The organism is Henriciella algicola (assembly GCF_003576245.1).
GTDB classification, from domain to species: Bacteria; Pseudomonadota; Alphaproteobacteria; order Caulobacterales; family Hyphomonadaceae; genus Henriciella; species Henriciella algicola.
This window is the reverse complement of record NZ_QWGA01000008.1, coordinates 297,919-310,747: the sequence shown is the minus strand read 5'-3', so window position 1 is coordinate 310,747 and position 12,829 is coordinate 297,919. Positions and strand designations below refer to the sequence as shown.

Below are 12,829 nucleotides of genomic sequence, written 5' to 3'. Positions count from 1 at the left end.
GCAATGCGCTACGCCTGAGTTCAGTCTTGCCTCCGCCCCGCAGACCCCTGCGAAGGCAGGGGTCCATGGAGCGACTTCTAAACTGCCTCAAACCTGCTGAGAGCACACTCTATGGATACCTGCCTGCGCAGGCATCTGCGGCCGTCCCCCCAAACATCTTGCACTTTCAGAGCCTCGCGATAGACCCCGCAGCATGACGAAACCCTTGCGCCTCGCCTTCATGGGAAGCCCGGATTTCTCGGTGCCCTTGCTCGCCGCCCTGATAGAGGCGGGCCATGAGGTCGCCTGCGTCTATTCGCAGCCGCCCCGCCCGGCCGGACGCGGCAAGAAGCTGACGCCCACCCCGGTACACCGCTATGCCGAGGCACAGGGCATAGAGGTGCGCACGCCCAAATCCCTCAAAAGCGAGGACGAGAAAGCCGCCTTCGCTGCGCTGGAGCTCGATGCTGCTGTCGTCGTCGCCTATGGCCTCATCCTGCCGCAAGCCGTTCTGGATGCGCCGCGTCTTGGCTGCATGAACCTCCACGCGTCGCTCCTGCCGCGCTGGCGCGGGGCCGCGCCGATCCAGCGCGCTATCATGGCGGGCGACAAGGTAACGGGCGTTCAGGCCATGATGATGGAAGCGGGCCTCGACACAGGCCCCGTCCTCGCAACAGAAACGACTGAAATCGCCGCCGATGAGACCGGCGGCAGCCTTCACGACCGGCTCTCCAGCCTTGGCGCCCAGCTTGCCCCCCGCGCCCTCGAAGGCCTGGCAGGCGGCATGCTCACCCCAGAGCCGCAGAGCGAGGACGGCGTCACCTATGCCGCCAAGCTGACCGCCGCCGACCAGCGTATCGACTGGACAGGCCCGGCCCATGAGATCGACCAGCAGATACGCGGCCTCTCCCCCTTCCCCGGCGCCTGGTTTCATTGGACACCGCCGGGCGACAAGGAACCGCTGCGCATCAAGGCGCTGATGAGCGAATATGCCGATCACGCCCATGACGCAGCGCCCGGCACGCTGCTCGATGACCAGCTTCTCGTCGCCTGCGGCGGCGGCAAGGCTGTGCGCCTGACCCGCCTGCAGAAGCCGGGCTCGCGCGCCATGGATGCAGGCGATTTCCTGCGCGGAAACGAGATCAAGGCCGGGACATGCTTCGCGTGAGCGCCTCCGTCCGTGCGACCACCCCTGCTGACCTCGATGCGGTCGCCGCGCTCAACGACGCCGCCTTCGGCACGCCGGACGAAGCGCGCATCACGCGCCAGCTTCACAAGGATGGCGACAGCCTCGTCTCCCTCGTCGCCGAAGATGAAGAGGGCCGCCTCATTGGCCATATCGAGTTCTTCCGCATCCTCGTGAACGGCAAGGATGTCGCCGCAGGTCTCGGGCCCATGTGCGCCGCCCCGGATGAGCAGCGCCGCGGCATCGGCTATGCGCTCATCAAAGCAGGCATGCCGCAGGTCGAGCAGATTGGCCGCCAGCTTGTCTTCGTCCTCGGCCACCCCGGCTACTATCCGCGCTTTGGCTTCAATCCGGCCGTTGCCGCCCGTTATGATGCCCCCTGGTCCGGGGAGGCCTTCATGGCGATCGAGCTTTTCGAAACCGCGCCGCGCTCCGGCACGCTTACCTATCCAGCAGCTTTCATGGATGCCGAATGAGCCAGCGCCTTCGCCTTCTCGTCGAATATGATGGCCGACCCTATTATGGCTGGCAGCGACAGGACGGACAGCCGACCGTGCAGGGCGCACTTGAACGCGCCGCCGCCAAGCTCGACGGTCAGCCAGTCGTGGTTCAGGGCGCGGGGCGTACCGATGCCGGCGTCCACGCCACGGGGCAAGTCGCCCATGTGACGCTGCAGAAGCCGCGCCCTGTCCGCAAGCTCTGCGACGCGTTGAACTACCATCTCCGCCCCGACCCGGTCGCCGTGCTCGCCGTGGAGGAAGTCGATGAGAGTTTCCACGCCCGCTTTGATGCGACGGGCCGCGCCTATCGCTACATCATACAGACACGCCGCGCGCACCTGACGTTCGACAAGGGCCTCATCTGGCGCATCCCGTTTGAAATCGACGTCCACGCCATGCAGGAAGCGGCCAACCACCTTATCGGCGAGCATGACTTCTCCACCTTCCGTGACGCAGCCTGTCAGGCCAAAAGCCCGGTGAAGACGCTGGATACGCTGGAAGTCTTCCGCCTTGCAGACCGGGTGGAGATCACCACAACGGCGCGCAGCTTCCTGCACCGTCAGGTCCGCTCCATCACGGGCAGCCTGGTTGAGGTCGGCCGCGGCATGCGTGAGCCTGCATGGATGAAGGAAATCCTCGAAGCCCGCGACCGCACCGCCTGCGGCCCGGTCGCCCCAGCGGACGGGCTCTATCTCGAACGCGTCATGTATGGCGACCAGGACTGATATGGAGCGGCGCCGGATCGTCATTTCCGGCTGCTCGTCGGGCGGCAAGTCCACCCTCCTGAAAGAGCTTGGTACGCGGGGCTTCGCGACTGTCGAAGAACCCGGTCGCCAGATCGTCCGCGAAGCGCTGGAAACGGGCTCCGACGCCCTGCCCTGGATCAATCCGGAAGCCTTCGTGCGCCGGGCGATCGAGATCGCCGCCGAAAGCCTGCGCGCCGTGCGGGACATTGATGGCCCCATCTTCTTCGACCGCTCTGCCGTGGACGCGCTCGCCCATTTCGAACGGCTGTCCATCGACACGCCTGCCGACCTCAAATCGCTGGGCGAGGCTTGTCTCTATTACCGTACGGTATTCTTCGCGCCGCCATGGGCTGCCCTATACGTTCAGGATGAGGAGCGACCGCTGCCTTTCGAAGAAGCCGTGCGCGAATACAACTGGCTACGCATCGCCTATCCGGCGCGCGGCTATCGCCTGATCGACCTGCCGAAGACGAGCGTCGAGACACGTGCCGATTTCATGCTCCGTACGCTCGGCCTACCCCTCGAAGCGCTTCAATAGCCGCGCGCGACATCCACATCCGCCTCAATTGCCTCACCTTTGAGACGCCTCTCCAGCAGCTCGAGAAGGCGCGCCTGCCCATCACTCGGCAATGTCAGTCCGGATACGTGCGGCGTGACCGTGACCCTCTCATCGCTCCAGAACCAGTGCCCGGGGTCCAGCGGCTCATCGCGAAAGACGTCCAGCACGGCATGAACCACCTTGCCGCTATCAAGCGCCGCCTTCAGCGCGCCCTCATCCAGTGTCGCCCCGCGCCCGACATTGATGAACAGCGCGCCGTCCAGCTTGTCGAACACATCCGCGCCAATGGCGCTGTCGGTCTGCGGCGTAAAGGGCAGCGCCCCGACCACGATCTTCGCCCCGGCGTCAGCCGACAAATCCGCCAGACGCATCACCTCGTCAAACTCCTCCACGGCCCCGCCCGTCCGGGACAGGCCCAGCACTAGTGCCTGCAGCCCTTTGAACGCACCAGCAACGCCCTGCCCGATAGAGCCGGTGCCGATAATGGCGACCTGCGTCTCGAACAGATATGCAGGGGCTGCGCGTTCCCGGTCCCAGTCGCGCGCCTCTTCCAGCGCCCTGCGGAGCGCCATCTTCTGCAGCCAAGAGAGTGCATACCCGGCACAATATTCGCCAATCTGCTGGCCCATTCGGCCAGTCGTGCGGGTCACAAGCGGCGCAGGTTCAATGTCCGCAAAAGCCTTACAGATCGCGTCCACGCCCGCGCCGACACAATGCACCCAGCGATATTTGGAGAGATCCTCATCCTCTGGCGGATAGAAGGTCACGAGCACCTTTTCTGGCCGATCGCTCTCCATGGGCCCGCGAAACACCTCGACATCTGGAAACGCTTCCCGCACGGCCTGCTCCAACCCGTCGCCCTGGCTCGAATGGATGCGCACAGCGATGTCAGTTTCGGCCACGGGCTTGGTCAAAGCAGCTTCTCCATCTTCCAGTTATGGAGGGCCACCCCATCAATTTCGAGCGGCCGGCGCAACACCGTCTCATAGCCCGCCCGCGCAAAGACTGGCCGCGCCGTCTCGCTTGCCTCGGTGTGAAGACGCGTCATGCCTGCCTGCCGCGCCGTGGCCTCGATCGCGGCGAGCAGCGCACTGGCGACGCCTTTGCCCGCATGGTCCGGGTGGCAATAGAGCATATCGACATGGCCATCGGCTTCCAGATCGCTGAATGCGATGGCGGCGTTGGCCTCGTCCACCGCGATGAATGTCGCCCGGCCATCAATATACATCTCGTGCAGGCGCTCTGCCGTCACACGCGCCCCGGACCAGACGGCGACCTGCTCAGCTTTATAGTCCCGGCTTCCCAGCTGAAGGATCGCGGCGCGGAATATCTCTTCCAGGCGCGCGGCATCGCCCGCCCTGTAAGTGCGAAGTTTCACGGCAGGTGCCGCTCAAGCCAGCTCAGGATGACCGCGAGCGCCCTATCGCGCTCAGTGTCATTGAGCAGCTCATGATACCCACCCTCGAACACGTCCAGCGTCTTGTCGCTTACACCGATCGTCTCGAAAAAGCGCTGCGAACCCTCAATAGGCGTCAGCCGGTCCGCGTCGCCATGGATGATCAGCACCGGCGCTTTCCAGGCCGAGAATTTCGTCCACGCCGTCTCCAGCACCGACACGGCAGTCGCGCCGAGGCGCGCAGCGGGCGGCTTCGTGATGACGTCAGGATTATTGCGGTACGCTTCCACCACAGCCTCGTCGCGCGAGATCGCTTCGGCTTCCAGCGGCGGTGTCAGACGTGCAGCTGGCGCAATCGCTGCGATCAGGCCGGCCAGCGTCTTCAGCACGGGGTTGAGCTCGATCTGCAAGGCAGGCGCGCTCAGCACCACGGCCTGCACACCCGCTGGTTTGCCCGCCACACTCGCCGCCGTGATCAGGCCGCCCAGTGAATGGCCGAACAGAAGGAGTGGCGCCTTGCTCTCCAGTGCCAGTGCCTCGCGGGCCATCTGATGATGGTGCACGGCCTGTTTCATGTCGGTCGCGCCGCGCGGGCCCGGTGAGGCGCCATGCCCGTTCGCATCAAAGGCAAAGACGCTGATGCCAGCCTTGTTCAGCGCAGGGATCAACCGGTTGTATTCGGCGACATAGCGCGTCGCATACTCGCCATAGCCATGCATGAGGAGGAGGTTCGCCTTCGCCCCCTCAACCCGCCAGGCATAGCCCGCCACCGGCGCCCCGAACCGCCATGCCTCGACATTGACCGCCATGACCGACTTCCTCCTTCCTGACCTCGCCGCCTAGCGAATATTCTCCAGGAGCAGCTCCAGCGCCTCGCGCGCGAACAGCTCCATATTGGTGACCCGGTCACTCAGCCCGGTTTCCAGCGTGCGGGAAATCTCGACGCCATCGCCGACCAGCGCCGTACAGGTGTGCCCCGCCGCATCGCCATAGCCATTGCCGTCCGGCCCCGCCGCACCGGTCTCGCATAGACCCCAATCAGCGCGCAGCCGCTCACGGATGGTCGAGGCAGCAAAGCGCGCATAAGGCTCACTCGAGGATCGCATTCCGCCAAGGTCTTCCTTCGACAGCCCGACCAGCCCGCGAAAGGCCGCCGGCGCATAGATCACACCGCCGCCCCGGAAATAGGCCGACGCGCCCGCCTGCGCGAGCAGCGCCGCCGACACAAGCCCGCCAGATGAAGACTCCCAGACGCCAACGGTCTGACGACGCGCCTTGAGGATGGTGCCGATCTCCTCGGCAAGGGGAAGAAGCTCTCTCATTTTGCCATGAAGCCTGCGTCAGCCTGTTTGGCAACCTTCCCCTCCGCCATCTTGCGCGCCCCCACCCTCTCCCTCATCTATGCTCGGCAACAAAAAGGAAGGGGAGCGCATGCGCTATTTCGAAGACATGGAACCGGGCACGATCACCCATTCGCCGCGGTCCTATAAGGTCACGCGTGAGGAGGTCATAGACTTCGCCTCCAAATACGACCCCCAGCCCTTCCACCTTGATGATGAAGCCGCCAAGCAGACCTTCTTCGGTCGCCTTTCGGCCTCCGGCTGGCACACCGCCGCCATGACGATGCGCCTCATGGTCGAGACCATGCAGGACGGCGAACCGCAGGCCGGTCTCGGCTCCCCCGGCATTGATGAGCTGAAATGGATCAAGCCCGTCTATCCGGGCGACGAAATCCGCATCGAGATGGAGATGATCTCCAAGCGGCGCATGAAAAGCCGCCCCGATATGGGCCTCACCCGCTCAGAGAACCGCGTTTACAACCAGCACAATGAGCTCGTCATGCGCTTCATCGGCAATGGCCTCATAAAGGTCCGCGACCCCGAGGCGCCGATTGAGGACGAGCCCGCCGCATGAGCCAAGCCGAAGACATCCGCGCCCAGCAGAAATCTCATTGGGACGGCGCTGGCGGGGAAACCTGGGTCGACGCCCAGTCCGTCATGGACGCCATGTTTGAAGGGATCGAGAGCCGTCTCGCGGCCAGCGCGGCGCAAAGCGGTGCCTCCCGCATCCTCGACACTGGCTGCGGCACGGGCGCTGTTACACTCGCAGCCGCCAAGGCAGCGCAGTCTGCACACCTCACCGGGATCGACATCTCAGGCCCGATGCTCGCTCTGGCCCGCAGCCGGGCCAGCGCCGCAGGCCTCGACGCCGAATTCATCAAGGCTGACGCAGAGACCCACGACTTCGGCGACAATCATTTCGACCTCATGATTTCCCGCTTCGGCGTCATGTTCTTTGCTGATCCGGTAAAGGCGTTCTCGAACCTCAAATCCGCCGCCACGGATGGTGCCATCCTGCACCTCTATGCCTGGCGCAGCCCCGCCGACAATCCCTTCATGAGCGCCGGCACACGCGCCGCCGCCCCTTTTCTAGATGAGATGCCGAAGCGTGAGAAAAACGCCCCCGGACAGTTCGGCTTCGAAGACAGGGACTATGTCCACTCCATCCTGAAAGACGCCGGATGGACCGGCATCGACATCACGCCGGAAGACGTCCCCTGCAGCTTTCCGGTCAGTGAGCTTCCGCTCTTCCTCGACAGGCTCGGTCCGCTTCCCCGGCTCCTCGAAATGAACCCGCAGGCCGACGAGGACGCTGTCCGCGCTGCCGTGCGAGAGGCTTACGGCGCCTATATCGACGGTGATGAGGTCCGCTACACAGCCGGATGCTGGTCGATCAAGGCCAAGGCACCCGCATAGCGGCGACCTCCGGAACCTGCCCCTCAGGCGCGCATTCAGAAAGGGTCACGATTCTGGGCTGAAGGGGCGCGCACTATCTCTACACAGATCGCTATTATCGTTTTTCTGGCGGCGACGGTCGTCGTCACGCTTGCCGGTATCCGTATCATCTCAACCGCAGACAGGCTGGCAGACCGAACCGGCCTTGGCGAAGCGGTTTTTGGCGGCGTCCTTCTCGGCGCAAGTACTTCCCTCTCGGGCATCGTAACGTCGTTGACGGCGGCCTCTGCCGGTCTCGCCTCGCTCGCCGTTTCCAATGCGGTTGGCGGCATCGCGGCCCAAACCGCCTTCCTCGTTGTCGCTGACCTCATCTATAAGCGCGTCAACCTTGAGCACGCCGCCGCCGACGCCAATAACATGCTCATGGCCGCCATGCTGGTCCTCCTGATGAGCTTGCCCCTCGCGGCCAATTACGTCCCCGAATACACCCTGTTCGGCATCCACCCGGTCTCGCTTCTTCTCTTTGCGGTCTACTTCTTTGGCACACGCGCAGCAGTCCAGTTGCGCAACAAGCCCATGTGGAAACCGCGAGAGACCGATGAGACCCGCGAAGACGCCCCAGACGAGGAAGAGGCGCAGATCCACAGCCTGCCGGTGATGATCGCGATCTTCGTCGGCCTCAGCCTGGTTCTCGCCGGCTGCGGCTTCGCCATTGCCCAGTCAGGCGCGGTCATCTCGTCAAATCTCGGCATTTCGCAGACAATTGTCGGCGCGCTGATGACGGCGGTGGCCACCTCCCTGCCAGAGCTTGTCACCACGCTCGCCGCTGTCCGCCGGGGCGCGCTGCAGCTCGCTGTTGGCGGCATCATTGGCGGCAATACGTTCGACGTCCTGTTCCTGTCACTATCGGACATCGCCTACCGTGATGGCTCGATCTATCACGCCATGACACAGGCTGACGGGCTGATGCTGATCGGCGCGACGGTGATCACCACGATCCTGCTGATGGGCCTCATCCTCAGGGAACGCCGCGGCGTTGGTTTCGAAGGCCTCGGCATCCTCGTGACCTATTTCGGCCTTATGGCGCTGCAGGTGTCTATCAACTGATACGGGGTGCCACATCGGCTGGCCGGGCCGGATCAAAGCGCCTGCGGTAGCTATGCGGCGCGACGCCTGCAATGTCCCTGAAAGCTGTTCGGAAGGTTTCGACCGAGCCAAAGCCGCACTGATCGGCAATATCGCCAAGGCTGCTCTCTGTTTTCTCCAGCAGGCGCATCGCGCGCAGGACGCGCTCCCGGCGAAGCCATTTCAGCGGCGTCGTGCCCGTGCCATCGCGAAACCGCCTTAGAAAGGTCCGCCCACTCATACCGGCCGCTTCTGCCATGTCGGAGATATCGATCGGCTCATGCAGATGCTCACGCGCCCAGTCGAGGACAACAGCGACAGACTGGCCCGCGCGTTCCTGATAGGGCGCTTCAATATACTGGGATTGTCCGCCATCGCGATGAGGCGGGGTTACGAGGCTACGCGCGACCTTGTTGGCAATTTCCCCACCGAAATCGCGCCGGATGATATGAAGACTGCAGTCCACAGCCGCGCTGGACCCGGCCGAAGTAATCACGTCGCCATCATCGACATAGAGAACATCATCGATGAGTTCGATGTCCGGAAAGCGCTGCGCCAGCAGGTCGAAATCGCGCCAGTGCGTGGTCGCCCGTCGCCCCGCCAGCACACCTGCATGCGCAAGGACGAACGCGCCGCTGCAGAAGGACACCAGCCTGGCGCCATTCCTGCCCGCCAGCCTGACCGCCTCCAGCAAGTCTTCGGGCGGGCGCTCATTCACGTCCCGCCAGGCAGGAATGATTAGCGTATCGGCATCGCCCGCGGCTTCGTAGCCGAGGTCGGGCTTCATCGTCATGCCGCCGAGACTGCGTATCTCTTCTTCTGGGCCTGCGACGGCAAAATCGTACCAGGCCGCCCCAAGAAATTCTGGCCGCGACCAGCCAAAGATCTCGACCGCAACGCCAAACTCCAGTGGCCAGAGCTGGTCATAGGCCAGCACGACAACGCGGTGCGGCAAGCTGAACTCAGACGGTTTCAAGCGCCGGCACCCGGTGGTGGGCAGAGGAAAACAAGTTTGGCAAAAATCGACCACATCATGTCAATATCGCCAATACCGCTCGCCGGTTCAACCCCTCATCTTCCACTCATGACACGCAGCCACTTCGTCAGGGAGATAGATATGGGACATATAAGTCTTGCCGCAGGTCTCACGGCTCTGGTCGTTATCACAGTCTCAGCGGTGAACGAGGAAGCCACAGAGGCTCGGCCCGAAAGCCAGATTGACAGGGTGCAGGACCAGATGGCGCTCGCGCTCGCTCACCATGAGCGTGGAAACCCGAACGAGGCCCGCGACGCTCTGGAATCCGCCCTTCTCATGGACCCGGACTACGCGCCTGCCCTCACACTGATGGAAGAATATCGCCACCGTGGGCCGCAGGCTAAGTAACTCTCAGTCCAGCCGGACCATGACGAAGTCGTCCGTCGTGCCCTCGCAATTGCAGTCCGCAGGGTGGACGCAGGGCGCATGCCAGCTGCCTTCATACCGGGCGCCGTCATCGACGGCCTGCCCCGTGCAGTGAAACCGGTAGGCTTTGAGAAAACCTTCATGGACCTGCAGGTCTAGCGCAACGTCGCTTGCTGTCATCTCGCCTTCGATGTCACCAAGCCGGCTCGGAAGCTCCTGGCCTTTCACGCCAATGGCAATCTGCGTCTGGCCTGCAAACTGCGCCCCGATCCGGACGAAATCTGCCACCGCCTTGATCGCACCAACGCCGATCATCTTGGTGCGAATGGTCAGCTGAAGTTCCCAACGCCCACCAGGCTCTGGTGAGGTCTCGCCGACCAGAACCTGCGCCTTCGGCTTCTCAATCGTCTCGGTCATAGCACTCGCAGTGGCGAAGCTACGGCCGCAGCAGCTCGTTGATGCCGACCTTGCTACGCGTGCGTTCATCCACCGTCTTGATGATGACCGCGCAATAAAGGCCCGGCCCCTTGCCATCGGCAGCAGGCATAGAGCCCGGCACGATCACAGAATAAGGTGGCACTTCGCCCATGACGACTTCGCCGGTCGTGCGATGTACGATCTTGGTCGACTGGCTGAGGAAGGTGCCCATAGCGAGCACAGAGCCTTCGCGCACGATCACGCCTTCGGCCACCTCGGCGCGGGCGCCAATGAAGCAGTTATCCTCGATGATGGTCGGGTTGGCCTGCAATGGCTCAAGCACGCCGCCGATACCAGCGCCGCCCGAGAGGTGCACATTCTTGCCGATTTGCGCGCAGGAGCCGACCGTCGCCCATGTGTCGACCATTGTGCCTTCATCGACATAGGCGCCGATGTTGACGAAAGACGGCATCAGCACGACACCGGAGGCAATATAGGAGCCACGGCGCGCGACAGCGTTCGGCACGGCGCGGAGGCCCGAGGACGCGAAATCATCGCTCGTCCAGCCATCGAACTTGCTCGGCACCTTGTCCCACCAGGTCGAACCGTCAGGGCCGCCCTTGATTGGTCCGTTCGCATTCAGGCGGAAAGACAAGAGCACCGCCTTCTTCAGCCATTGATGCACGGTCCAGTCACCATCTGCACCTTTCTCGGCAACACGCGCCTTGCCACTGTCGAGCATGGCAAGCGCCTCCTCGACAGCATCGCGAACCTCGCCCTTCGTGTCGGTCGAGACACCGGCGCGGTCTTCCCAAGCCTGTTCAATCGCGGTTTCGAGGGCTGCAGTCATGGCGGTCTCCGTCCTGTTCTTATAGCCCGCGTCTTCAAGCGCGATTGAGCCGGATGGGCAAGACCCTCCAGTGTCGCGCTGTCAGTCTGATCAGGCCTTTCAGCTCTCTGCGGGCTCAACCATGCGGAACGTGTCGCGCAAATAGGTCACGAAGACGGGGCTGACCCCTTCAGCTTCCATATGAGCAACCGACACAGGCGTTTGCGGTGACTTGTAATCGGCGTCAGCCTTCACGCGATTTGGCAGATCGTGGTGCAGGATGGCCGCCCGCCCGATCATCGCATAATCGAGCCCGGCATCCAGCACATCGCGAATATCCGCCCCATCGCGGATCTTGCCCGCCCCGCCGAGCCGCGTGCCATGACGCGGCAGGTCCACGAAATGCTCCAGCAGGCTCTTGCTCTGGAGCGCCTTATCATCCGGTAGCTTCTTGTAGTCCCAGAAGGAGAGGTCGACATAGTCGAGCTTTCCGCCCGCCATCAATTCGCGCACGAAGTCGACATTCTCCGGCAGGCTGAGGCCGAACCGTTCTGGCGACAGGCGAATGCCGATCTGAAAGTCAGGCCCGCAGGCCGCGCGAATGCCGTCCATAATCTCGCGCGTCAGGCGTGTGCGGTTTTCGACACTGCCGCCGTGATCATCCGTGCGTTGATTGGTGTCCTGCGACATGAACTGAGCGAGGATATAGCCGTGCGCGCCGTGGATCTCGACACCGTCAAAGCCTGCCGCCTCGGCGCGTCTAGCCGCTGCAATGAAACCATCGCGAACGCCGTCCACCTCGGCGCGTGACAGTGCGCGGCTGCCCGTCTCGGCGTGCTCCGACGGGCCGACAGGTTCTGGCACGGCCGTCTTGTCCGCCCGGATGCCAGCATGGTGAAGCTGGAGCGACGAAACCGCTCCCTTGGCCCTGATCGCATCGGCGAGCCGCGTCAGCCCCTCGATATGCTTGTCATCCCAGCAGCCAAGCTGCCCCGGAAAGCCCTGACCCACCGCCTGCACATGCGCGGCCGCCGTCATCACCATGGCAAAGCCGCCATCGGCCCGCATGGTCAGCCAGTGAAACTCTTCATCGGACAGAACCCCATCGGCATGGCTCTGCTGGTTGGTCAGCGGCGCGAGCGCCAGCCGGTTCTTCCAGGCCGGACCGCGGGTAAGTGTCATCGGGGCGAACATGTCTTCTACAGCCAAATCAGGCCTCCTTTTCTTGCCGCACATACACCCCGGCAGCCCCCTTCCCGTCCAGCACTAACTTTGCGTCAGCTTGCCAAAACTGCGACTTCGGGCGAATGCTCAGTGCATGAAACTCTATACCGTCCCCGTCGCGCCCAACCCGACCAAAGTCATGCTCTATCTTGCAGAGCGCGCAGAGGCGGGACACGCGCTGCCCATCGAACAGAAAATCGTGAACACGCTGAAGGGCCGCCAGCGTGAGCCTGAACACCTGGCCCGCAACCCCTTCGGCACGCTGCCCGTCCTCGAACTGGACGACGGGTCATATCTGCGCGAGTCGCTCGCCATCATCGATTATCTTGAAAGCAGGTATCCGGATGGTGCCCTCGCGCCTTCTGAGCCCGAAACCCGCGCCAGGGCCCGCGATCTTGAACGCATCGTCGAGCTCAAGATCGCCAATCCGCTCGCGATCTATGTCCACTACAAGAAATCCCCACTCGGCATGCCGCCTGATCCGGTACAGGCCGCCGCCATCGAAAAGCAGATCCAGGCCCCGCTCGACTTCGTTGAAGAGACGCTGGGCGATGGGCGAGAGCTGCTAACGGGCAACAGCGTCTCGACTGCAGACCTCACCCTCGCCTCGCACCTTCAATTCGTCCGCTTCATCGACATCGACATTCTGGGCGAGCGCCCTCGCCTTCGCGACTGGGACACACGCTACCGCGCCCGCCCCGCCGCAAAAGCCGTCCTGCAATGCTGAAATC

General features: G+C 63.4%; 17 protein-coding genes. 9 read left to right on the top strand and 8 right to left on the bottom strand.

Annotated features, from left to right (window positions below; translation table 11 throughout):
- Nucleotides 1-193: 193 nt before the first annotated feature.
- From fmt to D1222_RS14380, 4 genes are read left to right on the top strand one after another with little or no spacing between them, the layout of a single operon-like run.
- Nucleotides 194-1,147 carry a methionyl-tRNA formyltransferase gene (gene fmt, locus D1222_RS14395; protein WP_119454956.1) on the top strand — a complete coding sequence of 318 codons (954 nt, stop codon included), beginning with the start codon at nt 194-196 and terminating at the stop codon, nt 1,145-1,147.
- Nucleotides 1,144-1,641, top strand: coding sequence for a GNAT family N-acetyltransferase (locus D1222_RS14390; RefSeq protein WP_182482002.1), 498 nt, complete (start codon nt 1,144-1,146; stop codon nt 1,639-1,641). The genes fmt and D1222_RS14390 overlap by 4 nt, the downstream gene beginning before the upstream one ends.
- Complete coding sequence (gene truA, locus D1222_RS14385; RefSeq protein WP_119454954.1) at nt 1,638-2,390, top strand: tRNA pseudouridine(38-40) synthase TruA; 753 nt, start codon at nt 1,638-1,640, stop codon at nt 2,388-2,390. The genes D1222_RS14390 and truA overlap by 4 nt, the downstream gene beginning before the upstream one ends.
- Nucleotides 2,374-2,949, top strand: coding sequence for an AAA family ATPase (locus D1222_RS14380; protein ID WP_233348794.1), 576 nt, complete (start codon nt 2,374-2,376; stop codon nt 2,947-2,949). The genes truA and D1222_RS14380 overlap by 17 nt, the downstream gene beginning before the upstream one ends.
- Here the strand turns inward: D1222_RS14380 and D1222_RS14375 are convergent.
- Genes D1222_RS14375 through D1222_RS14360 form a run of 4 tightly spaced genes read right to left on the bottom strand, consistent with a single transcriptional unit; the run spans nt 2,943 to nt 5,688 of the window.
- Nucleotides 2,943-3,884: an NAD(P)-dependent oxidoreductase gene (locus D1222_RS14375; protein ID WP_119454952.1), complete on the bottom strand. Its 942-nt coding sequence runs from the start codon at nt 3,882-3,884 to the stop codon at nt 2,943-2,945. The genes D1222_RS14380 and D1222_RS14375 overlap by 7 nt on opposite strands.
- Complete coding sequence (locus D1222_RS14370; RefSeq protein WP_119454951.1) at nt 3,881-4,348, bottom strand: GNAT family N-acetyltransferase; 468 nt, start codon at nt 4,346-4,348, stop codon at nt 3,881-3,883. The genes D1222_RS14375 and D1222_RS14370 overlap by 4 nt, the downstream gene beginning before the upstream one ends.
- Nucleotides 4,345-5,175, bottom strand: a complete 831-nt coding sequence (locus tag D1222_RS14365) for an alpha/beta hydrolase (protein ID WP_119454950.1) — start codon at nt 5,173-5,175, stop codon at nt 4,345-4,347. The genes D1222_RS14370 and D1222_RS14365 overlap by 4 nt, the downstream gene beginning before the upstream one ends.
- Nucleotides 5,176-5,205: 30 nt before the next feature.
- On the bottom strand, nt 5,206-5,688 hold the full coding sequence (locus D1222_RS14360) for a CinA family protein (protein ID WP_119454949.1): 483 nt from the start codon (nt 5,686-5,688) through the stop codon (nt 5,206-5,208).
- A gap of 109 nt (nt 5,689-5,797) precedes the next feature.
- On the opposite strand from D1222_RS14360, the gene D1222_RS14355 reads away from it, so the two are divergent.
- Genes D1222_RS14355 through D1222_RS14345 form a run of 3 tightly spaced genes read left to right on the top strand, consistent with a single transcriptional unit; the run spans nt 5,798 to nt 8,208 of the window.
- Nucleotides 5,798-6,280: a MaoC family dehydratase gene (locus D1222_RS14355; protein ID WP_119455185.1), complete on the top strand. Its 483-nt coding sequence runs from the start codon at nt 5,798-5,800 to the stop codon at nt 6,278-6,280.
- Nucleotides 6,277-7,122, top strand: a complete 846-nt coding sequence (locus D1222_RS14350; protein ID WP_119454948.1) for a class I SAM-dependent methyltransferase — start codon at nt 6,277-6,279, stop codon at nt 7,120-7,122. The genes D1222_RS14355 and D1222_RS14350 overlap by 4 nt, the downstream gene beginning before the upstream one ends.
- A gap of 33 nt (nt 7,123-7,155) precedes the next feature.
- A complete protein-coding gene (locus tag D1222_RS14345; protein WP_325049246.1) occupies nt 7,156-8,208 on the top strand; it encodes a sodium:calcium antiporter in 1,053 nt (350 codons plus the stop codon).
- Here D1222_RS14345 and D1222_RS14340 read toward each other — a convergent pair.
- Nucleotides 8,201-9,202: a helix-turn-helix domain-containing protein gene (locus D1222_RS14340; RefSeq protein WP_119454946.1), complete on the bottom strand. Its 1,002-nt coding sequence runs from the start codon at nt 9,200-9,202 to the stop codon at nt 8,201-8,203. The two genes, D1222_RS14345 and D1222_RS14340, sit on opposite strands and share 8 nt — an antisense overlap.
- A 141-nt stretch (nt 9,203-9,343) precedes the next feature.
- Between D1222_RS14340 and D1222_RS14335 the strand changes: the two genes are divergently transcribed.
- Entirely contained in the window at nt 9,344-9,610 is a 267-nt protein-coding gene (locus D1222_RS14335; protein ID WP_147371891.1) for a hypothetical protein, read from the top strand.
- Between the two features lie 3 nt (nt 9,611-9,613).
- Here D1222_RS14335 and D1222_RS14330 read toward each other — a convergent pair whose 3' ends face one another.
- From D1222_RS14330 to D1222_RS14320, 3 genes are all read right to left on the bottom strand, one after another.
- Nucleotides 9,614-10,045, bottom strand: coding sequence for a hypothetical protein (locus D1222_RS14330; protein WP_119454944.1), 432 nt, complete (start codon nt 10,043-10,045; stop codon nt 9,614-9,616).
- A gap of 19 nt (nt 10,046-10,064) precedes the next feature.
- A complete protein-coding gene (dapD, locus tag D1222_RS14325) occupies nt 10,065-10,895 on the bottom strand; it encodes a 2,3,4,5-tetrahydropyridine-2,6-dicarboxylate N-succinyltransferase (protein ID WP_119454943.1) in 831 nt (276 codons plus the stop codon).
- A 99-nt stretch (nt 10,896-10,994) separates the two neighbouring features.
- On the bottom strand, nt 10,995-12,068 hold the full coding sequence (locus D1222_RS14320; protein WP_119454942.1) for an NADH:flavin oxidoreductase: 1,074 nt from the start codon (nt 12,066-12,068) through the stop codon (nt 10,995-10,997).
- Nucleotides 12,069-12,192: 124 nt separating this feature from the next.
- Here D1222_RS14320 and D1222_RS14315 point away from each other — a divergent pair, with 124 nt between their 5' ends.
- Nucleotides 12,193-12,825: a glutathione S-transferase family protein gene (locus D1222_RS14315; RefSeq protein WP_119454941.1), complete on the top strand. Its 633-nt coding sequence runs from the start codon at nt 12,193-12,195 to the stop codon at nt 12,823-12,825.
- Nucleotides 12,826-12,829: the final 4 nt, after the last annotated feature.

Excerpts from the sequence above, each read along its gene's own strand:
- D1222_RS14330 (WP_119454944.1), bottom strand. The coding sequence starts at position 10,045 with ATGACCGAGACGATTGAGAAGCCGAAGGCGCAGGTTCTGGTCGGCGAG.
- D1222_RS14315 (WP_119454941.1), top strand. The coding sequence starts at position 12,193 with ATGAAACTCTATACCGTCCCCGTCGCGCCCAACCCGACCAAAGTCATG.
- dapD (WP_119454943.1), bottom strand. The coding sequence starts at position 10,895 with ATGACTGCAGCCCTCGAAACCGCGATTGAACAGGCTTGGGAAGACCGC.
- D1222_RS14380 (WP_233348794.1), top strand. The coding sequence starts at position 2,374 with ATGGCGACCAGGACTGATATGGAGCGGCGCCGGATCGTCATTTCCGGC.
- truA (WP_119454954.1), top strand. The coding sequence starts at position 1,638 with ATGAGCCAGCGCCTTCGCCTTCTCGTCGAATATGATGGCCGACCCTAT.
- D1222_RS14335 (WP_147371891.1), top strand. The coding sequence starts at position 9,344 with ATGGGACATATAAGTCTTGCCGCAGGTCTCACGGCTCTGGTCGTTATC.
- D1222_RS14365 (WP_119454950.1), bottom strand. The coding sequence starts at position 5,175 with ATGGCGGTCAATGTCGAGGCATGGCGGTTCGGGGCGCCGGTGGCGGGC.
- D1222_RS14355 (WP_119455185.1), top strand. The coding sequence starts at position 5,798 with ATGCGCTATTTCGAAGACATGGAACCGGGCACGATCACCCATTCGCCG.
- D1222_RS14360 (WP_119454949.1), bottom strand. The coding sequence starts at position 5,688 with ATGAGAGAGCTTCTTCCCCTTGCCGAGGAGATCGGCACCATCCTCAAG.
- D1222_RS14320 (WP_119454942.1), bottom strand. The coding sequence starts at position 12,068 with ATGTTCGCCCCGATGACACTTACCCGCGGTCCGGCCTGGAAGAACCGG.
- fmt (WP_119454956.1), top strand. The coding sequence starts at position 194 with ATGACGAAACCCTTGCGCCTCGCCTTCATGGGAAGCCCGGATTTCTCG.
- D1222_RS14350 (WP_119454948.1), top strand. The coding sequence starts at position 6,277 with ATGAGCCAAGCCGAAGACATCCGCGCCCAGCAGAAATCTCATTGGGAC.